The organism is Janibacter melonis, from assembly GCF_020567375.1.
GTDB classification, from domain to species: Bacteria; Actinomycetota; Actinomycetes; order Actinomycetales; family Dermatophilaceae; genus Marihabitans; species Marihabitans melonis.
The window spans coordinates 750033-768772 of sequence record NZ_JAJBZM010000001.1; the positions used below are offsets into that span (position 1 = coordinate 750033).

Below are 18740 nucleotides of genomic sequence, written 5' to 3' on the forward strand. Positions count from 1 at the left end.
TCTCCCGCGGGGTCAGACCTCGGAGAGCTCGGCTTCCTTGGACTTCAGCAGCGAGTCGACGGTCTCGGTGTAGCGCTTGGTGAGCGCGTCGAGCTCCTTCTCGCCCCGGTTGCCGTCGTCCTCGCCGACCTCGCCGTCCTTGACGAGCTTGTCGATCGTGTCCTTGGCGGCACGGCGCACGTGGCGGATGGAGACCTTCGCGTCCTCGCCCTGGGTGTGCGCGAGCTTGATGTACTCGCGGCGCCGCTCGGCGGTGAGCTCGGGCATGACGATCCGGATGACCTGGCCGTCGTTGCTCGGGTTGGCGCCGATGTCGCTGTCGCGCAGGGCCGCCTCGATGGCGCCCATCGAGCCCTTGTCGAAGGGGGTGATGAGCAGCGTGCGTGCCTCGGGGGTGGCGAAGGAGGCGAGCTGCTGCAGGGGCGTCGGGGCCCCGTAGTAGTCGACCGTCACCTTGCTGAAGAGACCGGGGTTGACCCGGCCGGTGCGGATGCCGGCGAAGTTGTCCTTCGCAACCTCCACGGCCTTGTCCATCTTCTCCTCGGCCTCAAGGAGGGCGTCCTCGATCATCCTGCGGCTCCTTCTGCTCGCGGCTGTGCGCCGGTGGTCTGCGGTGCCGCCGGGCGGCACCTCGTGCGTGGTGGCGCCGCGACGTCACGTCGTCGGGGCCAGTCTCCCAGATCAGGGATGGACGAGCGTCCCGATGTGCTCGCCGAGCAGGCCGCGGGTGACGTTGCCCTCGCCCTCCATGCCGAAGACGACCATCGGCAGGCCGTTCTCGGCACAGAGGCTGAAGGCCGCGGCGTCGACGACCTTGAGCCCGTCGCGCAGCGCGTCGGCGTAGGTGACGTGGTCGTACTTCGTCGCCCCGGGGTTGGTGCGCGGGTCGGAGTCGTAGACGCCGTCGACGCCGCTCTTGGACATGAGCACCGCGTCCGCGCCGATCTCGAGGGCGCGCTGGGCGCTCACGGTGTCGGTGGAGAAGAAGGGCATGCCGGCGCCGGCGCCGAAGATCACGACGCGGCCCTTCTCGAGGTGACGGATCGCCCGACGAGGGATGTAGGGCTCGGCGACCTGGCCCATGGTGATGGCCGTCTGCACCCGGGTGTCGATGCCGGCCTTCTCGAGGAAGTCCTGCAGCGCGAGGCAGTTCATCACCGTGCCGAGCATGCCCATGTAGTCGGCCCGCGTGCGGTCCATGCCCTGCTCCTGCAGCTGGGCCCCGCGGAAGAAGTTGCCGCCGCCGATGACGATGGCGACCTGGACCCCTTCGCGCACCGCGGCCGCGATCTGCTCGGCGATCGCGCGGACGACGTCGGGCGCGAGCCCGACCTTGCCGCCGCCGAAGACCTCGCCCGAGAGCTTGAGGAGGACCCTGCGATAGGGACGGGCGGGGGTCGTGTCGGTCACGGACGATCTCCTCGGGTGGTGCACGGCCCTCACGGGACGCAGCGGTCTGGCCGACAGCGATCCTTGCACACGACGCAGACCTCGGGACGCCATGCGCGGGCGCACGCCCCCATCGCACCCCTGAAGTCGCTGCGGCACAGGAACATTCGTACACTCACCATGTGCCAGAGACGCTGCGGGACCGGATCGTCGTCGCCGCGGCCGAGCGGACCGCGGCGCACGGGTGGCCACGGCTGACGATGAGCCGGCTGGCGAAGGACGTCGGGGTGAGCCGTCAGACGGTGCACGCGGAGATCGGCACGAAGGACGACCTGGGTCGCGCCGTGCTCGTCGCCGAGATGCGCGCCTTCCTCAGCCGGGCCCGTGACTCCTTCGGCCGCCATCAGGGCGACCTGCCCGCCGCCGTCGAGGCCGGGGTGCGTGCCGTCCTCGAGCTCGCCGACGAGAGCCCGCTGCTGCGCCGCCTCGTGTGCTCCTCGCACGGGGCCGACACCGCGGTCCTGCCTCTCCTCCGGACCGAGCCCGCGCTGCTCATCTCGACCACCCGCGACGTCGTCGTCGGCATGGTCGGCCTCGAGGACGACCACCTCGCCCCGGAGCAGGTCGAGACCCTCGTCGACGTCGTCGTGCGCACGCTCCTCTCGCACGTCATGCACCCCACCGACACCCCGCAGCGCACCGCTGCCCAGGTCGCCTGGCTCGTGCGCTGCACGATCGCCGGCGAGCGCCACGCGTCCTGATCGCCCCCGCCCGTCGGGTCGCCCGATGCGGTGACCTCGCCCCGGCGACGGCATGATCTGGGCGTGAGCACTCCCCCTTCGCACCCGGTGACCGTCGCCATCACCCGTCAGGTCGACCCCCAGGACGAGATCCTCATGCAGGCCTGGGCCGACGCGGGCACGACGATGGCCCAGCGCTTCCCGGGCTTCCTCGGCTCGGGCTGGGTGCGCCCCTCCGCCGGCTCCCACGAGTGGCACATGCTCTACCGCTTCGACTCCGCGGAGAGCCTGCGCCGGTGGGAGGGCTCACGCGAGCGCACCCAGTGGCTCGGCGCCGGGGCACGGCTCGTGCGCGCCACCCGGGTCGAGCACCGCACGGGCATCGAGGGCTGGTTCGACGAGCCGACCGAGATCGAGGTCGGGGACACGGTCGCCGCGCCACCGCGGTGGAAGCAGATGGTCGTCATCTTCTGCGCCTTCTTCCCCACCAGCGTGGTGCTCACCTACGCGCTCGCCGGTCCGACGGCGGGCTGGCCCGGCTGGGGACGCGTGCTGCTCACCTGCGCCGTCGCGATCCCGTGGATGACCTACGTCTTCCTCCCCTTCGTCACGCGCCTCTTCTCGCCGTGGACCCACCCGCGCCGGGCCGGCTGAGCCGGGCCGTCCCCGGGCATGACGAAGGGGGCGCCCACCCGATGGGTGGACGCCCCCTTCGTCGGTGCCTGGCTCAGGCGCCGACGCGGAAGCGCGCGAAGGCCGTGGCCTGCGCACCTGCCTCGTCGAGGACCTTGCCGACGGTCTTCTTGGCGTCCTTGGCGAAGGGCTGCTCGAGGAGGACGTTCTCCTTGAAGTAGCCGTTGACCCGACCCTCGACGATCTTGGGCAGGGCAGCCTCGGGCTTGCCCTCCTCCTTGGCCGTCTCCTCGGCGATCCGACGCTCGTTCTCGACGGTCGAGGCGTCGATCTCGTCGCGGGTGAGGACGCTCGGGCTGAAGGCCGCGATGTGCATGGCCACGTCGCGCGCGACCTGCTCGTCGCCACCCTGCGCGCCGACGAGGACACCGATCTGCGCGGGCAGGTCGGGGCTCGTCTTGTGCAGGTAGGCCGCGACGGTCGGGGCCTCGACGCGGGCGACCCGCTTGACCTCGATCTTCTCGCCGATGGTGGCGTTGGACTCGTCGAGGAGGTCCTTGACGGTCTTGCCGTCGACGGTCGCCGCGAGCAGCTCGTCGGCGGAGGACGCCTTGGACTCGACGGCGGCCTGGAGGACCTGGTCGGCGAGGGCGCCGAACTTCTCGCCCTTGGCGACGAAGTCGGTCTCGCACAGGACCTCGACGAGGGTGCCGACGCCGGCGTCCGCCTGAGCGGCGACGAGGCCGTTGGAGGTCGTGCGACCCTCGCGCTTCGTCACGCCCTTGAGGCCCTTGACGCGCAGGATCTCCGTGGCCTTGCCGGTGTCGCCGTCGGCCTCGTCGAGCGCCTTCTTGACGTCGAGCATGCCCGCGCCGGTGGACTCGCGCAGCGCCTTGATGTCAGCGGCGGTGTAGTTCGCCATGAGTGTGGTGCACTCCTTCGGTCGTGATGGGGGTGGTGGCTCAGGCCTCGGTCGACGCGTCGGCAGCCGGGGCGGCGTCGGCGGCGGGGGCCTCGGCCGGGGCGGCGTCGGCGGCGGGGGCCTCGACCGGGGCGGCGTCGGCGGCAGGAGCCTCGGCGGCCGGCGCCTCGGCGGCGGGGGCCTCGGCGGCCGGGGCAGCAGCCTCGGCGGCCGGGGCGGCAGCCTCGGCGTCACCGGCGAGCAGCTCGCGCTCCCACTCGGCCATCGGCTCGGAGTCGGCCTGGCCCTCGGTCGCACCGGAGCGGCCACCGGAGCGGGCCATGAGGCCCTCGGCGACGGCGTCGGCGACGACGCGGGTCAGCAGCGTGACGGAGCGGATCGCGTCGTCGTTGCCCGGGATCTTGTAGTCGACCTCGTCCGGGTCGCAGTTCGTGTCGAGGATCGCGATGACCGGCAGGCCGAGCTTGCGCGCCTCGTCGACGGCGAGGTGCTCCTTCTTCGTGTCGACGATCCAGACCGCGGAGGGGACCTTGCTCATCGAGCGGATGCCGCCGAGGGTCTTCTCGAGCTTGTCCTTCTCGCGCTGGAAGAGGAGGAGCTCCTTCTTCGTGTAGCCCGAGCCGGCGACGGTGTCGAGGTCGATCTCCTCGAGCTCCTTCAGGCGCGTGAGGCGCTTGGAGATCGTCTGGAAGTTGGTCAGCATGCCACCGAGCCAGCGGTGGTTGACGTAGGGCATCCCGACGCGCGTCGCCTGCTCGGCGATGGGCTCCTGAGCCTGCTTCTTCGTGCCGACGAAGAGGATGGTGCCGCCGTGGGCGACGGTCTGCTTGACGAACTCGTAGGCGTCGTTGATGTAGGTCAGCGACTGCTGGAGGTCGATGATGTAGATGCCGTTGCGCTCGGTCATGATGAAGCGCTTCATCTTGGGGTTCCAGCGACGGGTCTGGTGCCCGAAGTGGACGCCGCTCTCGAGGAGCTGGCGCATGGTGACGACGGCCATGCCGTGTCCTCCTGTGCTCGTGGTTGTCAGTTGTGTCCTGGCGCCTGCGTACGCACCCCGCCCGATCGCTCGGGACTGCCGTGGTGCGCCCCCGTTCGGAGATGGATCTCGTCACGGGCGAGAAGACGCGCGAATTCATCCGGACAGACCGGATGTGCCCCTCATCGTACGCCGGGGGGTGCCCCCGCCCGAAATCGTCGGCGGCTGCCCGACCCGACGACCGCGGAGCATGACGAAGGGGGGCGGCCGGGCCGCCCCCCTTCGCGCAGGTGCTCGTGGTGTCACCGCGTCGCGGTCACTCCGTCTCGGGCACGTCCGGGATGCCGCTCTCCGGCGGTGCGTCCTCGGCGACGGCCTTGTCGGCCGGGGTGATCTCGGCGTCGCCGATGTCGGTGACGAGGACCTCGGTGAGGTTCTCGTAGTCCTCGCCCTTGACCTGCGAGACCGCCATCCCCGACATGCCGAGGTGGCTGTCGGCCGACCAGCGGAAGGGCGCCAGGCCCGGGCCGGGCCACGTCGCGCCGTCCTTCTCGATGACCTCGACGACCCGCTCACGGGTGAGGTCCTTGCCGGAGGCCTGCAGCGCGGAGACGAAGGCGTAGGCCTGCGACATGCCGTAGATCCGGTAGTTCGTCAGCTCCCCCTTCGCGCCGTGCTCGTCCCAGACCTTCTGCCACAGCTTCACCCAGGGGCTGTCCGGGGTGTCCAGACCCGGGATGTACTCGGTCGTCATCATCCCGTCGAGGGTGCTGCTGCCGTCGGTCACCTTGCCCTTGGAGAAGGTCGAGAGCAGGTCGCCGACGAGCTTCGCGTCCGAGCCGACGTTCGTGTACATCCACTTGGGCTTGTAGTTGAGCTTCATCGCGGCGAGCTGGCTGAGCGCGGTGTAGCTCGGGGTGTTGAAGCCGATGACGAGGTCGGCGCCGGACTCCTTGAGCTTGGAGATCTGGGGGCCGATGTCGGTGTTGCCCGACGCGTACTCGGTGCGCTCGACGATCTGGTCGTCGATGTACATCCGCAGACCCTTCTCGCCGTCCGCGCCGAGCTCGTCGGCCTGGAGGAAGAGGCCGACCTTCGCGTCGGGCATCTTCTCCTTGATGTACTGCCCCATGATCTTGCCCTCGATCTCGTAGTCCGGCTGCCAGCCGAACGTCATCGGGCGCTCCTTGGGGTCGTTGCCCCACAGCTGGGCGCCCGAGGAGACGAGCAGGTCGGGGACCTTCTCCTGGTTGAGGAAGTCGACGACCGCGCTGTGGGTCGGGGTGCCGAGCCCGCCGACGACCGCGAAGACCTCGTCCTTGAGGACGAGCTCGTCGACGACCTTCGAGGTGTTCGTCGGGTTGTACGCGTCGTCCTTGACCGAGTACTCGATGGTGCGGCCGTGGACGCCGCCCGCCTCGTTGACGTAGTCGAGGTAGGACTTGAAGCCGGTGTTGATCTCGGAGTAGCCCGGGGCCGCGACGCCGGTGAGCGGCTGGTGGGTGCCGATCTTGATCGTCGTGTCGGTGATGCCGGTGGTGTCGCCGGCCTCCTCGCCAGATCCGCCGCCGGAGTCGCCGTCGCGCCCTCCGGCACCGCATCCGGCGAGGACGAGGGCTGCGGTGCTCGCGGCGACCGCCGCCCTGAGGGAGATGCGCTTCATGATGTGCCTCCAGGGGTGGGGTGAGAGGTGACGGACGGGGTCGGACGGGTGACCCGGCTCCGGGCGCGCAGCCGCAGCAGCGACCCCACGAGACCGGACGGGGCGAGCAGGACGACGACCATGGTCGTCAGCCCGAGGACGAGCGGGGCGAGCTCGGCGGACTGCAGGTCCGACAGCCCGGCGCTCGAGCCGAGGTTGGTGACGACGGTCGGCAGGAGGGTGAGCAGGACCGCGCCGAGCAGGGCCCCGGTAAGGGTCCCGAGGCCGCCGAGGACGACGGCCATGAGCAACGACAGCGAGAGCGTGAGGGTGAAGCCGCTCGGCGCCGCGATCCGGGTGACGAGCGCCATGAGGCCGCCCGCGAGGCCGGCGCACGCGGTGCTGACGACGAAGCACAGGACGCGGTTGCGCCCGAGGTCGATGCCGGCGAGCTGGGCGGCGACCGGGTCGTCGCGCACCGCCCGCCACCGCCGTCCCACCCGCGACTGGCTGAGGTTGCGCAGGAGGAAGAAGGTGAGGACGAGGCAGGTGACCGAGATCGTCGCGAGCCACTGCGTCGGCTCGACGTCGGTGCCGGTGAGGAAGAAGATCGCGTCGTCGGCGACCTGCGGCACGTCCGGCGTCGACACCCGCAGGCCCGGCTCGCCGCCGAGCGCCTCGCGGAAGTGGATGGCCAGCGAGGGCACCGCGATCGCCAGGGCGAGGGTGGCACCGGCGACGTAGGGGCCGTGGAGCCGGGCGGCGGCGATGCCGACGACGAGGCCGACGAGCATCGTCACGAGCACGGCGGCGACGAGCAGGACGAGGACCGGCAGCTCTCGGCCCTCCTGGAGGAGCAGGGCCGTCGTGTAGGCCCCGATCGCCATGAAGGCGCCGTGCCCGAGCGAGAGCTGGCCGTTGACGCCGATGAGCAGCGTGAGGCCACCGGCTGCGACGGCGAAGTAGGCGACCGAGGCGACCTGGCCCTGCCGGTAGCCCGAGAGGAGGTCGATGACGAAGACGGCGACGACGAGGACGGCGAGCGAGGCGAGGGCCCGGCGCAGGAGCGGCGAGGCGAGCAGGCGGCGCATCAGACGGCCCGCTCGACCGAGGTGGAGAAGAGACCGCCGGGCTTGACGAGCAGCACGACGACGAGGACGACGAGCGCCGCGAGGGGCACGAGGCCGGAGCCGAGGTAGCCGCTGACGAGCGAGAGCGTCACCCCCATGAGCAGGCCTCCGACGACCGCTCCCCCGGCGCTGTCGAGCCCGCCGAGGACGGCGGCGACGAAGCCGTAGACGACGACGCCGTCCATGTAGGACGGGTGGACCAGACCGCCTCCGGCGATGAGCAGACCAGACAGCGAGCCGACGAGCGAGGCGAGGGCCCAGCCGAGGGTGAGGGTGCGCGTCACCCGGACGCCGAGGATGCGGGCGACCTCCTGGTTGAAGGCCGCGGCGCGCATCGTCAGGCCGAGGTCGGTCTTGAGGAAGAGCAGCCGCAGCAGCGCCATGACCGCGAGGACGCACAGGACGCTGAAGATGCTGAAGGGCGTGAGGGCGAGCGTCGTGCCGCCGACCTGGACCCCGGAGAGCCCGAAGGGGGCGGGGAAGGAGGTGAAGCTGCTGCCGAAGATCACCGCCGCGAGCGCGTGCAGCACGATGAAGAGCCCGAGGGTGAGGATCACCGGGTTGATGTGGTTGTCGTGGTCGACGTAGCGGATGACGAGCCGCTCGACGAGCGCGCCGAGGACGAAGCCGGCGGCGAGCGCCACGGCGAAGCCCACCCAGTAGCTCGCGCCCGCGTCGATGAGCGTCAGGGCGACGAAGGTCGTCACCATGGCCATCGGCGCCTGGGCGAAGTTGACGATGCGCGTCGACTGCCAGATGAGCACGAGGGCCAGGGCGAAGGCCGCGTAGACGACCCCGACGGACAGGCCTCCGAGGACGGTGTTGATCAGCTGCACGGCATCTCCTTCTCAGTAGCCGAGGTAGGCATGGCGCAGGCCCTCGTCGGCGGACAGCACGGCCGCGCTGTCCTGGGCCACCACCCGCCCGAGGTTGAGGACGACGCCGACGTCGGCGATGGACAGCGCGCTGCGGGCGTTCTGCTCGACGAGCAGGACGGTGAGGCCCTGCGACTCGACGAGCTGACGGACGATCCCGAAGATCTGGGTGACGATGCGCGGCGCGAGCCCCAGGCTCGGCTCGTCGAGCAGGAGCATCCGGGGGGTGGCGAGCAGGGCGCGCCCGATGACGAGCATCTGGCGCTCGCCGCCGGAGAGGGTGTGCGCGAGGGCCGCGGAGCGGTCGCCGAGGACGGGGAAGAGGTCGACGACGTCGTCGATGCTCATCGCGGTCCCCGAGCGTGACCGGCCGAGCTGGCCCAGGCGCAGGTTCTCGCGGACGGTGAGCTCGGTGATGACGCCGCGCCCCTCGGGCACGTGCGCCATCCCGGCCCGGGTCATCGCGTCGGTCGACAGGCGGGTGATGTCGCGCCCGTCGAAGCGGATCGTCCCCTTGTCCGCGCGGTGCAGACCCGAGATCGTCCGCAGCAGGGTCGTCTTGCCGGCGCCGTTGGCCCCGAGGACCGCGGTGATCCGCCCGGCCTCGGCGACGAGGTCGACGTCGTGGAGAGCGGTCACCGGGCCGTAGCGGCTGGTGACTCCGACGAGCTCAAGCACCGTGGCCCCCCGTCGTCTGCGCGGGCCCGTCGTCGACGGCGCCGCCGAGGTAGGCCTCGAGGACGTCCGGGTCGTCGCGGACCTCCTCGGGCGTGCCGGTCGCGATGGTGCGCCCGAAGTCGAGGACCGTGAGCCGGTCGCACACGCGCATGACGAGGTCCATGTGGTGCTCGACGAGCATGACGCAGACGTCGCCGGCGAGGTCGCGGATGATGTCTCCGAGCTCGCTCATCTCCCCCTCGGACAGACCGGAGGCCGGCTCGTCGAGGAGGAGCAGACGGGGCTCGGCGACGAGGGCGCGAGCCAGGGCGACCCGCTTGCGAAGGGGGTAGGGCAGCCCCCCGACGACCGAGGCCGCGCGATCGCGGATGCCCAGCCGCTCGAGGACGTCCATCGAGCGCTCGACGAGCGCCTGCTCGTCACGGGCCCCGCGCGGCAGGGCCAGCAGCGAGGAGAAGAAGCCGGCGCGCGAGTGGACGTCGGCGCCGACGAGGACGTTGTCGAGGACGCTGAGACGGTCGAAGAGACCCAGGCCCTGCAGCGAGCGGGCGACGCCGCGCTCGACGAGCGAGCTCGGTCCCCACCCGGTGACGTCGGCGCCCTCGAAGGTCAGCCGGCCCTGCGTCGGGGTGACGAAGCCGCAGGCGACGTTGAAGAGGGTGGTCTTGCCGGCGCCGTTGGGCCCGATGACCCCGAGGACCTCGCGGGGGCGGACGTCGAGGCTGACGTCCGAGAGGGCGACCACGCCCCCGAAGCGGACGGTGATGGCGTCCATCTCGAGCACGGGCTCAGTCATGACAGGGGTGGGCACGAGTCCTCCTCGACGACGACCTCACGTCGCTGTGAGGTTGCAGCGACCCTGACGTGCGCAGCGCTCCGGCGCTATGGGCGCACCGCACAAGACACCCAGTGCCCTGCGCCCGTTGTCGTCGACGGTCGGCGGCAGGAGACTGACATGCTGGGGTCATGACGCAGACCAGCCACCGACCCGGGCCGGACCAGGCCGCGGAGCAGGGCGACGGCACGGTGCTGCTGACGAGCGCCGAGCGCGAGGTCCTCGCCCCCGCCTTCGACGCGCTGCGATCACGGGCCGATCACATCGCCGAGGCCGTCGCGGCTCAGCTGCTCGACGGCGGTGACCTCGGCTACGGGCTCGACGAGCCCGGCCGCGCCGCCGAGCTGCGGGCGAGCATCCGCGACCACGTGCGCGCCGGGATCGAGCGCCTCGCCGACCAGCGCCCGGCCCAGCGCCGGGCCATCGACCTGTGGCGCGAGACCGGTCGGCGCCGGGCCCAGCAGGGCGTGCCGATGGAGATCGTCCTCACGACGTACATGATCGGCAGCCGCCTCATGTGGGAGGCCCTGCTCGAGGCCGGCCACCGCCTCGACGTGCCCGACCGGGCGCTCATGCGGGCCGGACGGCTGCTGTGGTCGACCCTCGACGTGCAGGGGACGGTGCTGCGCGACAGCTACCGACGCGAGGAGCTGGCCCGCGATCAGCGTGACCCGGCCCGGGTCGCCGAGGTCCTCGAGGGGCTGAGCCAAGGTCGTGGCGCCGAGGCCGACTTCGCCGCCCGGGCGCGCTCGGTGCTCGGCCTCGACCACGACTCCGCCCTCCTCGTCCTCGTCTGGCTCCCGCCCGCGGACGGGCCCTCGACGCCCGACCTCGTGCGCGAGCGCCTGCAGGACGCCGGGTACCTCTCGCACTGGCGCCGCCAGGGCGCCCACGTCCTCGGTCTCGTGCCGAGCCCCGACGACGGGACCCGCGTGCGCAAGGTGCTCGAGCGCACCGTCCGGGGGCGCGTCGGCTCGGCGACCTGCCGCGACGGGCTCTCCGGGGTCCTCGCCGCCCAGGACAGCGCCCTCGCCGCCGCGGTGTCGCTCCCCCGCGGCAGCGACGCCGTCGTCGACATCTCCGAGCGCCTCCCCGAGGCGCTCCTCGCGGCCAGCCCGTCGCTCACGACCCAGCTCGTCGAGGCCACGCTGGGCCCGCTGCTGTCGGTGGGCGGCGTGACCCGCGAGGTGCTCCTCGAGACCCTCGTCGCCGTGCTGCGCCACGGCGGCTCCGCGACGTACGCGGCGGAGGACCTCGTGTGCCACCGCAACACCGTCATCTACCGCGTCAAGCGGGTCGAGGAGCTCACCGGCCTCTCGCTCGACGCCCCGCGCGACCGTCTCCTGCTCACGCTCGCCGCGACGGCCCTCGACTCGGGCCTGGCCGGTCTGGGATCTGGGGCCGACGGCGAGGTCCGGTCATGAGCGGGCGGCTCGTGCGGCGGCTGCGCCCGCACGGCGAGTCCGTCTTCGCGACGATGTCGGGCCTGGCGCTCGAGCACGGCGCGGTCAACCTCGGGCAGGGCTTCCCCGACGACCCGGCGCCACAGGCCGTCGTCGAGGCGGCGCGCGCGGCGCTGGCCGCAGGGCACAACCAGTACCCGCCCTCGCGCGGCGTGCCCGAGCTGCGCGAGGCGGTCGCCCGCCACCAGCGCGAGCACTACGACCTGCCGGTCGACCCGGCGACGGGCGTCGCCGTGACGACCGGTGCGACGGGGGCGCTCGCCGCGAGCGTCCTCGGGCTCGTCGAGCCGGGTGACGAGGTCGTCACCTTCGAGCCCGCGTACGACGCGTACGCAGCCCTCGTCGACCTCGCCGGCGGCACGCTGCGGCGGGTCCCCCTTCGCGCCCCGGACCTCGCGGTGGACGCCGACGCGCTCGCCGCCGCCTGCGGCCCGCGGACGGCGGTCATCCTGCTCAACAGCCCGCACAACCCGACGGGCAAGGTCTTCACGCCGGCCGAGCTCGAGCTCGTCGCGGAGCAGGCGCGCCGGCACGACGCGGTCGTCGTCACCGACGAGGTGTACGAGCACATGACCTTCGACGGGGTGCAGCACGTGCCGATGGCGAGCCTGCCGGGCATGTGGGAGCGCACGATCACGATCTCCTCGGCCGGCAAGACCTTCTCGGTCACGGGGTGGAAGGTCGGCTGGGCGAGCGGCGCCCCCGAGCTCGTCGAGGTCGTCGCCAGCACGAGCCAGTGGCTGACCTTCTCCGGCGGTGCGGCCTACCAGCCGGCCGTCGCGGAGGGCCTCGGGCGCATCGGCGAGCTCGTCGACCCGTTGACGCGCGAGCTCGGCCGCCGCCGGGACCTGCTCGTCGACGGCCTGCGCACCGCAGGCCTGGAGCCGCTCGTGCCGCAGGGGGGCTACTTCGTCGTCGCCGACGCGGCGCCGATCGGGGTGAGCGACGCGATGGCCTGGTGCCTGGAGATCCCGCAGCGGCTCGGCGTCGCCGCCGTGCCGGTGAGCGCCTTCTGCGAGAGCCCCGCCGGCGTCGAGAGCCTCGTGCGCTTCGCCTTCTGCAAGAGCGAGGACAGGATCCGCGAGGGCACCGCCCGGCTGCGCGCCTGATCCACAGGGGCACGGGGCGTGGGGCTGTCGTCCACACCCGCCCGACCGGGGTCCCGTGGCCGTCCTGCGAGCGGGACGGTGGGCCTCATGGTCTCCTCCGTCGCGCCCGCTGCCGCTCTCGCGCTCGTCGCCCTCGCGGGTGCCTCTGCCGTCACCTCTCCCTCGGCGACCACCCCGCCTCGTGCGGTCGCGAGCACGCCGAGCAGCGAGGTCGAGACGAGCGCGAAGGGGGCCCGCTGGGCCTGGCCGCTGCGCCCGCGGCCCGAGGTCGTCGCCCCCTTCGAGGCCCCGACGTCTCGGTGGGGGCCGGGTCACCGCGGCATCGACCTCGCCGGGTCCACCGGGGAGCCCGTCCGGGCGACGGCCGACGGCGTGGTCACCCACCGCGGCCGGGTGGCGGGGCGCGGCACGGTCACCGTGAACCACGCCGACGGGGTGCGCAGCACCTACGAGCCGGTGGCCCCGGCGGTGGAGACGGGCGATCGCGTCGGCCGCGGTCAGCGACTGGGCACGTTGAGCCCCGAGCCCGGTCACTGCGCCCCGTCGACCTGCCTGCACGTCGGCGCCCTGCGAGGGCGTGACTACCTCGACCCGCGCCCCTTCTTCGGCGGGGTGCGGGTGATCCTCCTGCCGGTGCCGAGGGGCTGAGGCCGGTCGCCTCGCTCTCGGCGCCGTGACCCTCAGGCCCGGGGGTGGGCCTGGTCGTAGGAGCGCCGCAGCCGCTCGGCCGAGACGTGCGTGTAGATCTGGGTCGTCGCGAGCGAGGCGTGGCCGAGCAGCTCCTGGACCATCCTCAGGTCGGCGCCGCCGTCGAGGAGGTGGGTGGCCGCGCTGTGGCGCAGCCCGTGGGGGCCGAGGTCGGGGGCGTCAGGGACGTGCCGCAGCAGGTCGTGGACGACGGTGCGCACCTGACGCGGGTCGACCCTGCGGCCCCGACGGCCGAGGAAGAGCGCGGGCCCCGAGGTGGGCACCGCCAGGCGGGGTCGGCCGTCGCGCAGCCACTCCTCGAGGGCGCGGGCGGCCGGCGCGCCGTAGGGCACGACCCGCTCCTTGCGCCCCTTGCCGAGCACGCGCACGACCTGTCGGTCGGCGTCGAGGTCGTCGACGTCGAGCCCGACGAGCTCGCCGACCCGGATCCCTGTCGCGTAGAGCAGCTCGAGGACGGCGCGGTTGCGCCGGTGCACGGGGTCGTCGTCGTCGGCGGCGACCTCGGCGACGTCGAGGAGCTCGCCCGCGCTCGTCGCGGTGAGCAGGTCGGGCAGGGTGCGCTCACGGCGCGGGCTCGCCAGGCGCAGGGCCGGGTCGGTGTCGACGAGACCGGTTCGTCGCGCCCATCCGAAGAAGGTGCGCACCGCCGCCGCGCGCCGGGCCAGGGTGCTGCGGGCGACCCCCTGCTGCGACATCTCGCCGAGCCACGAGCGCAGGTCCGCGAGCGTGATCTCGCGCAGGGAGCCGGTGCCGCCGTGCTCGGCGCACCAGGCCAGGCAGGCCCCGACGTCGCCGCGATAGGCGCGCACCGTGTGCTCGGAACGGTCGCGCTCCGCGGCGAGATGCCCGACGAAGTCGTCGAGATGACGCTGCGCCCAGGCCGGTGCCGTCCGTGTGCTCACTCCCCCACGGTCGCACCTGCGAGACGCCGGGACGCGCAGCGGCACGCGGCCGGTGGCGCTCCCCCACCGAGCGGCCAGCGGGCGACCTCGGTACCGGGTGACTGGGCGGCGGCGGACGAGAGCGGTCCCGGGCCATCAGCGGGGCGGGACGACCGCAGCGCGATGACCACCGGCCGGGGGCGGAGGGGGACGCCCCCGGACGGTGGCCCTACCGGTGCGGCGACCCCGCTGGGTGCCGCCGCACCCACCCCGACTCGCCCTGCGCGGCGAAGCCCTCGAGCTGCAGCGCCGCGAGCTGGGTGAGCACCTCGGTGACGGGCAGCGCGAGCTCGGTCGCGATGTGCCCGACGCTGGACTCGCGTCGTGGCGCGAGCACGTCGTAGACCTGACGCTGGTGCTGGGTGAGCGCATCGGCCTCCCGGGCCGGACCGAGCGCGCCGACGTCCTCGCGCGCGAGCAGGTCGGGGTCTCCGATCGGCGCCGCGAGCCGCAGCACGTCCTCGGCGTCGGTGACGAGGTGGGCCTCGCCCCGCGAGATCCGCTCGTGGCACCCGGCAGAGGCCATCGAGGTCACCGGGCCCGGCACGGCACCGACCGGGCGTCCGAGCGCCTCGGCCCAGCCTGCGGTGTTGAGCGAGCCCGATCTCGGGCCGGCCTCGACGACGACGACGCAGCGCGACAGCGCGGCGATGAGCCGGTTGCGGGTGAGGAAGCGGTGCCGACGGGCGACGCGCCCGACGGGCTGCTCCGTGACGACGACGCCCGTCTGGGCGATCTCGTCCACGAGCCGGCGGTGCGCCTGGGGGTAGACCTGGTCCGGCCCGCACGCGAGGACGGCGACCCCTGGCCCGCCGACCGCGAGGGCTCCGAGGTGCGCGGCGGCGTCGATCCCGAAGGCTGCGCCGGACACGACGCCCCACCCCCGGGACGACAGCCCGGCGCCGAGGTCGCGCGCGACCGCCTCGCCGTAGCCGGTGCTCGCCCGCGACCCGACGACCCCCACCGCACGCGCAGCGACGTGACGGAGGTGGCCGGTGCCGCGCAGGTACAGCACGTGGGGCTCGACCCGCTCGTCGGCAAGGCCGTCGGGCCACTCGTCGTCACCGGGCACGACGACCCGCGCGCCCACGCGCTCGACCCGCGAGAGCTCGGCGTCGACGTCGGTCTGGAGCACCCGTGCCCGGGCGCCGTCCGCACCGCGCAGCTCGCCGGCGACCAGTCGGTGCCACGCCCCGACGTGGCCGTGCTCCCGGATCGAGCGGCAGAGCGCGGGCGGGTCGTGCGACGCCCGCTCCTGCCCGATCTCGAGCACGGTGGCCCAGGCGAGCCGGGCCCGCCGCTCGTCGGTGCCCACCATGTCGTGGGCGACCCGTTGCTCACCCGGCCTGGGCGTGCGCAGCGGGGCGCTCATGCCGCCACCGCGCCCTGGGTGCGGTACATGAGCGCCAGGCCGACGTCGGACGAGGTCGGCACCTCACGCCCGAAGAGGTCGGCGCTCGTCCACGCCAGGCGCAGCACCCGGTCGTAGCCGCGGCCGGTGATCTGCCCGAGCTCGAGCGCGCGGTCGAGGGTCGCGGTGACCCCGCGCGGCAGCCGCCACGGTGCCCGTCGCAGGACCGGGCCGGGCACCTGCGAGTTGAGCGTCCATCCGTGCTGCTGCCAGCGAGCCCGCTGCGCGTCACGGGCGACCTGCACCCGCGCGGCGATCTCGGCGCTCGTGTCGGGCGGCACCTCGCTGAGGTCGGCCAGGCTCACCTTCGGCACCTGCACCTGGATGTCGACGCGGTCCATGAGCGGACCGCTGAGCCGGGCGGCGTACGCCCGACGCTCCGTCGGGCGGCAGCGGCAGGCGAGCGCCTTGCCGTAGCCCTCGCCGCACGGGCAGGGGTTGGCCGCGAGGACGAGCTGGACGCGCGCCGGGTAGGTGACCCGCTCGCGCGCCCGGGCGACGACGACCTGGCCCGACTCCAGCGGCTGACGCAGGGCCTGGAGGACCGAGCCGGCGAACTCCGCCGCCTCGTCGAGGAAGAGCACGCCGTGATGGGCCTGCGAGACCGCGCCGGGCAGCACCGCTCCCGAGCCGCCGCCGACGAGGGCCGCGGTGGAGGCCGAGTGGTGCGGGGCGACGAAGGGGGGCGTCAGGTCGAGACGGCCCGGCAGCACCGCCCCGACGAGGGAGCGCACCGCCAGGGTCTCGAGGGCCTGGGCCGACGTGAGCGGCGGGAGGATCGTCACGAGGCGCTCGGCGAGCATCGTCTTGCCCGAGCCGGGCGGCCCCGTGAGCATGAGGTGGTGCCCGCCGGCAGCTGCGAGGGTCAGCGCGGCGCGGGCCTCGTGCTGCCCGCTGACGTCGGCGAGGTCCAGCGCGCGAGCCGGCTCCCTCGCCGCCGGCGAGACCGGCTCGTCCGCCTCGGGGAGCCGGGACCCACCGCGCAGCGCCCGGTACGCACCGACGAGATCGCCCAGGCGCTGCGCCGTCGAGATGCGCACCCCGTCGACGAGCCGTGCCTCGACGACGTCCTCGGGCGCCACGACGACGTGGCGGCAGCCGGCCTCGCGCGCCGCGAGGACCGCCGGCAGGACGCCTGTGACGTGGCGCAGCCGACCGTCGAGACCGAGCTCGGCGACGTGCACGACCGGCCGGACCGCGTCGGCGGGCATCGCCTCGGCCGCCGCCAGTGCGGCCACCGCGATGGCGAGGTCGAATCCGGTGCCGTGCTTGGGGATCGCGGCCGGCGAGAGGTTGACGGTGAGCTGGCGCGCGTTGAGCGAGCAGCCCGCCGACAGCGCGGCCGCCCGGACCCGCTGCGGGGCCTGACGCAGCGCCGTGTCCGGCAGACCGCCGAGCTCGAAGCACGGCAGACCGTGGCCGATGTGGCACTCGACGTCGACGACATGGCCGGCGATGCCGCGCAGGGCGACGGCCCGGGTCACGGCGATGCTCATGCGCCGGCCCCTCGCACGTGGGTCACGGCGTACGTGCCGTCCGGGTGGCGCAGCAGCGCGACGACGTCGAGCCGCACCCGACGCGTGGGCACCTCGTGGGCCTCGAGCCAGCACCCGGCGAGCCGGCGCAGGCGGGCGAGCTTCGCGCGGGTGATCGCCTCGACCGGCTGTCCGAAGCGCGTGCTGCGCCGCGTCTTGACCTCGCACACGACGAGGTCGTCGCCGTCGCGCAGCACGAGGTCGACCTCACCGGTGGGGCACCGCCAGTTGCGGTCGACCACCTCCATGCCCCGCGCGACGAGATAGCGCTCGGCCACCCGCTCGCCCTCGGCCCCCACCTGCCGTCGATCCGTCGGGATCTCGGTCATCTCGACCACCTCCGCCGCCAGTCAACGGCGGCGCTCCCCCGTCACGAAGGGGTGGGCGCCGCCCTGTGGACGACGACCGCAGCGACGAGCGGCCTGTGGACGACGAGCCCGGGCTCCCCCTTCGGACGGCTGGGTCCCGGGCTCCCCCCTTCGGACGGCAGGGTCCCGGGTGCGGTCCGGGACACCCGCCCGTGACCGGGACACCCGTGGAGGACCGGGTCATGACCAGGTCAGGCAGAGGTGTCCCGGTCACGCCGAGGTTTCCCGGTCGGTCCTCACCACACGGCGCCGACCGACCTCCCCGACCGAGGCCCCGGCGGCCCTCCGGCACCGGAGGACTCGGACCTCTCAGAAGCCGGTCTTCGGCACCTCGAGGTCGCTCTTGGCGAGCTCCTCGACGTTGACGTCCTTGAAGGTGACGACACGGACGTGCTTGGCGAAGCGGGCGGGGCGGTAGATGTCCCACACCCACGCGTCCTCCATCGTCACCTCGAAGTACACCTCGGCACCCTCGCCGCGGACGTCGACCTGCACGGAGTTCGCGAGGTAGAAGCGGCGGTCGGTCTCGACGACGTGGCTGAAGAGGTGCACGACGTCGCGGTACTCGCGGTAGAGCGCGAGCTCCATCTCGGTCTCGTACTTCTCGAGGTCCTCGGCGCTCATGAGCTCACCTGCTCAGGGTCGGGTGCGGGCACCTGGTCATCATGCCCGACGCCCGGCAGGCTCCAGGAGCGGCGGTGGAGCACGCACGGGCCGTGCGCGGCGAGGGCGTCCATGTGCGCGCTCGCCGAGTAGCCCTTGTTCTCGGCCCACCCGTACTGCGGGTGCTCCTGCGCCAGCGCCACCATCTGCGTGTCGCGCTCGACCTTGGCGAGCACGCTCGCCGCGGCGACGGACGAGCACGCGAGGTCGGCCTTGATCATCGTCGTCACCGGCGGGGTCGCGGGCCCCTCGGACAGCTCGGCGAAGAGCCCGACCTCCTCGGGGGCGGTGAGCCAGTCGTGGTTGCCGTCGAGGATGACGAGGTCGGGCACGACGTCGAGGGCGGCGAGGGCCCGGCACCCGGCGAGCCGCAGCGCGGCCATGATGCCGATCTCGTCGATCTCGGCGGCGCTCGCGTGGCCCACCGCGCTCGCGACCGCCCACCGCCGCAGCCGCGGCACGATCTGCTCGCGGGCGGCGGCCGTCATGAGCTTGGAGTCGCGCACCCCCTGGGGTGCGGAGCGCACGGTCTCGTCGACGACGACCACCCCGACGCTCACCGGACCGGCGAGCGCGCCCCGGCCGACCTCGTCCATGCCCGCGAGCACGCGGAAGCCCTGCCGCTGCAGGTCGCGCTCGACGCGCAGGCTGGGCTTGGTCGAGGTGGGGCGGCCCCCCTTCGTGCGGCGGGCGGGCAGCCGGGCGGGAGCGCTCACGCG

Annotated in this window: 20 protein-coding genes; 5 read left to right on the plus strand and 15 right to left on the minus strand. The window is 73.4% G+C overall.

Annotated features, from left to right (window positions below; genetic code table 11):
- Positions 1-12 precede the first annotated feature (12 nt).
- Positions 13-570, minus strand: a complete 558-nt coding sequence (frr, locus tag LIV55_RS03475; RefSeq protein WP_068274711.1) for a ribosome recycling factor — start codon at positions 568-570, stop codon at positions 13-15.
- Positions 571-681: 111 nt separating this feature from the next.
- Entirely contained in the window at positions 682-1410 is a 729-nt protein-coding gene (gene pyrH / locus LIV55_RS03480) for a UMP kinase (RefSeq protein ID WP_068274708.1), read from the minus strand.
- Between the two features lie 161 nt (positions 1411-1571).
- Between pyrH and LIV55_RS03485 the strand changes: the two genes are divergently transcribed.
- Positions 1572-2150 (plus strand): TetR/AcrR family transcriptional regulator, encoded by a 579-nt coding sequence (locus tag LIV55_RS03485; RefSeq protein WP_229299190.1) that lies wholly within the window; start codon positions 1572-1574, stop codon positions 2148-2150.
- Positions 2151-2213: 63 nt separating this feature from the next.
- Positions 2214-2783 carry an antibiotic biosynthesis monooxygenase gene (locus LIV55_RS03490; RefSeq protein ID WP_229299191.1) on the plus strand — a complete coding sequence of 190 codons (570 nt, stop codon included), beginning with the start codon at positions 2214-2216 and terminating at the stop codon, positions 2781-2783.
- 73 nt (positions 2784-2856) lie between these two features.
- On the opposite strand, the gene tsf is transcribed toward LIV55_RS03490, so the two are convergent.
- From tsf to LIV55_RS03525, 7 genes are all read right to left on the minus strand, one after another.
- Positions 2857-3684, minus strand: a complete 828-nt coding sequence (gene tsf / locus LIV55_RS03495; protein ID WP_229299192.1) for a translation elongation factor Ts — start codon at positions 3682-3684, stop codon at positions 2857-2859.
- Between the two features lie 40 nt (positions 3685-3724).
- Complete coding sequence (gene rpsB / locus LIV55_RS03500) at positions 3725-4684, minus strand: 30S ribosomal protein S2 (RefSeq protein WP_229299193.1); 960 nt, start codon at positions 4682-4684, stop codon at positions 3725-3727.
- 295 nt (positions 4685-4979) lie between these two features.
- Entirely contained in the window at positions 4980-6326 is a 1347-nt protein-coding gene (locus LIV55_RS03505; protein ID WP_229299194.1) for an ABC transporter substrate-binding protein, read from the minus strand.
- The gene (locus LIV55_RS03510) at positions 6323-7396 is read right to left on the minus strand and encodes a branched-chain amino acid ABC transporter permease (protein WP_123093256.1); all 1074 of its coding nucleotides are present in this window, start codon (positions 7394-7396) and stop codon (positions 6323-6325) included. The genes LIV55_RS03505 and LIV55_RS03510 overlap by 4 nt, the downstream gene beginning before the upstream one ends.
- The gene (locus LIV55_RS03515) at positions 7396-8271 is read right to left on the minus strand and encodes a branched-chain amino acid ABC transporter permease (protein WP_229299195.1); all 876 of its coding nucleotides are present in this window, start codon (positions 8269-8271) and stop codon (positions 7396-7398) included. The genes LIV55_RS03510 and LIV55_RS03515 overlap by 1 nt, the downstream gene beginning before the upstream one ends.
- A 12-nt stretch (positions 8272-8283) precedes the next feature.
- Positions 8284-8988 carry an ABC transporter ATP-binding protein gene (locus tag LIV55_RS03520; RefSeq protein WP_123093258.1) on the minus strand — a complete coding sequence of 235 codons (705 nt, stop codon included), beginning with the start codon at positions 8986-8988 and terminating at the stop codon, positions 8284-8286.
- A complete protein-coding gene (locus LIV55_RS03525; protein WP_224766986.1) occupies positions 8981-9799 on the minus strand; it encodes an ABC transporter ATP-binding protein in 819 nt (272 codons plus the stop codon). The genes LIV55_RS03520 and LIV55_RS03525 overlap by 8 nt, the downstream gene beginning before the upstream one ends.
- 155 nt (positions 9800-9954) lie before the next feature.
- Between LIV55_RS03525 and LIV55_RS03530 the strand changes: the two genes are divergently transcribed.
- The 3 genes from LIV55_RS03530 to LIV55_RS03540 all read left to right on the plus strand — a co-directional run bounded on the left by LIV55_RS03530 (position 9955) and on the right by LIV55_RS03540 (position 13043).
- On the plus strand, positions 9955-11247 hold the full coding sequence (locus LIV55_RS03530; protein WP_229299196.1) for a PucR family transcriptional regulator: 1293 nt from the start codon (positions 9955-9957) through the stop codon (positions 11245-11247).
- Positions 11244-12395, plus strand: a complete 1152-nt coding sequence (locus LIV55_RS03535) for an aminotransferase class I/II-fold pyridoxal phosphate-dependent enzyme (RefSeq protein ID WP_229299197.1) — start codon at positions 11244-11246, stop codon at positions 12393-12395. Before LIV55_RS03530 ends, LIV55_RS03535 begins: the two co-directional genes overlap by 4 nt.
- Before the next feature lie 87 nt (positions 12396-12482).
- Positions 12483-13043: a murein hydrolase activator EnvC family protein gene (locus LIV55_RS03540; protein ID WP_229299198.1), complete on the plus strand. Its 561-nt coding sequence runs from the start codon at positions 12483-12485 to the stop codon at positions 13041-13043.
- A 32-nt stretch (positions 13044-13075) separates the two neighbouring features.
- Here the strand turns inward: LIV55_RS03540 and LIV55_RS03545 are convergent, their stop codons facing one another.
- The 6 genes from LIV55_RS03545 to rnhB all read right to left on the minus strand — a co-directional run bounded on the left by LIV55_RS03545 (position 13076) and on the right by rnhB (position 18737).
- Entirely contained in the window at positions 13076-14005 is a 930-nt protein-coding gene (locus tag LIV55_RS03545; protein ID WP_229299199.1) for a tyrosine recombinase XerC, read from the minus strand.
- Between the two features lie 208 nt (positions 14006-14213).
- Entirely contained in the window at positions 14214-15416 is a 1203-nt protein-coding gene (gene dprA / locus LIV55_RS03550; RefSeq protein ID WP_229299200.1) for a DNA-processing protein DprA, read from the minus strand.
- Complete coding sequence (locus LIV55_RS03555) at positions 15413-16951, minus strand: YifB family Mg chelatase-like AAA ATPase (RefSeq protein WP_229299201.1); 1539 nt, start codon at positions 16949-16951, stop codon at positions 15413-15415. Before LIV55_RS03555 ends, dprA begins: the two co-directional genes overlap by 4 nt.
- The gene (locus LIV55_RS03560; RefSeq protein WP_229299202.1) at positions 16948-17319 is read right to left on the minus strand and encodes a YraN family protein; all 372 of its coding nucleotides are present in this window, start codon (positions 17317-17319) and stop codon (positions 16948-16950) included. The genes LIV55_RS03555 and LIV55_RS03560 overlap by 4 nt, the downstream gene beginning before the upstream one ends.
- A 348-nt stretch (positions 17320-17667) precedes the next feature.
- Positions 17668-17982 (minus strand): DUF2469 domain-containing protein, encoded by a 315-nt coding sequence (locus LIV55_RS03565; RefSeq protein ID WP_068274666.1) that lies wholly within the window; start codon positions 17980-17982, stop codon positions 17668-17670.
- Entirely contained in the window at positions 17979-18737 is a 759-nt protein-coding gene (rnhB, locus tag LIV55_RS03570) for a ribonuclease HII (RefSeq protein WP_372456486.1), read from the minus strand. Before rnhB ends, LIV55_RS03565 begins: the two co-directional genes overlap by 4 nt.
- Between the last annotated feature and the right edge of the window lie 3 nt (positions 18738-18740).

Excerpts from the sequence above, each read along its gene's own strand:
- dprA (WP_229299200.1), bottom strand. The coding sequence starts at position 15,416 with ATGAGCGCCCCGCTGCGCACGCCCAGGCCGGGTGAGCAACGGGTCGCC.
- LIV55_RS03560 (WP_229299202.1), bottom strand. The coding sequence starts at position 17,319 with ATGACCGAGATCCCGACGGATCGACGGCAGGTGGGGGCCGAGGGCGAG.
- rpsB (WP_229299193.1), bottom strand. The coding sequence starts at position 4,684 with ATGGCCGTCGTCACCATGCGCCAGCTCCTCGAGAGCGGCGTCCACTTC.
- LIV55_RS03565 (WP_068274666.1), bottom strand. The coding sequence starts at position 17,982 with ATGAGCGCCGAGGACCTCGAGAAGTACGAGACCGAGATGGAGCTCGCG.
- frr (WP_068274711.1), bottom strand. The coding sequence starts at position 570 with ATGATCGAGGACGCCCTCCTTGAGGCCGAGGAGAAGATGGACAAGGCC.
- LIV55_RS03510 (WP_123093256.1), bottom strand. The coding sequence starts at position 7,396 with ATGCGCCGCCTGCTCGCCTCGCCGCTCCTGCGCCGGGCCCTCGCCTCG.
- LIV55_RS03530 (WP_229299196.1), top strand. The coding sequence starts at position 9,955 with ATGACGCAGACCAGCCACCGACCCGGGCCGGACCAGGCCGCGGAGCAG.
- LIV55_RS03505 (WP_229299194.1), bottom strand. The coding sequence starts at position 6,326 with ATGAAGCGCATCTCCCTCAGGGCGGCGGTCGCCGCGAGCACCGCAGCC.
- LIV55_RS03540 (WP_229299198.1), top strand. The coding sequence starts at position 12,483 with ATGGTCTCCTCCGTCGCGCCCGCTGCCGCTCTCGCGCTCGTCGCCCTC.
- tsf (WP_229299192.1), bottom strand. The coding sequence starts at position 3,684 with ATGGCGAACTACACCGCCGCTGACATCAAGGCGCTGCGCGAGTCCACC.
- LIV55_RS03535 (WP_229299197.1), top strand. The coding sequence starts at position 11,244 with ATGAGCGGGCGGCTCGTGCGGCGGCTGCGCCCGCACGGCGAGTCCGTC.
- LIV55_RS03555 (WP_229299201.1), bottom strand. The coding sequence starts at position 16,951 with ATGAGCATCGCCGTGACCCGGGCCGTCGCCCTGCGCGGCATCGCCGGC.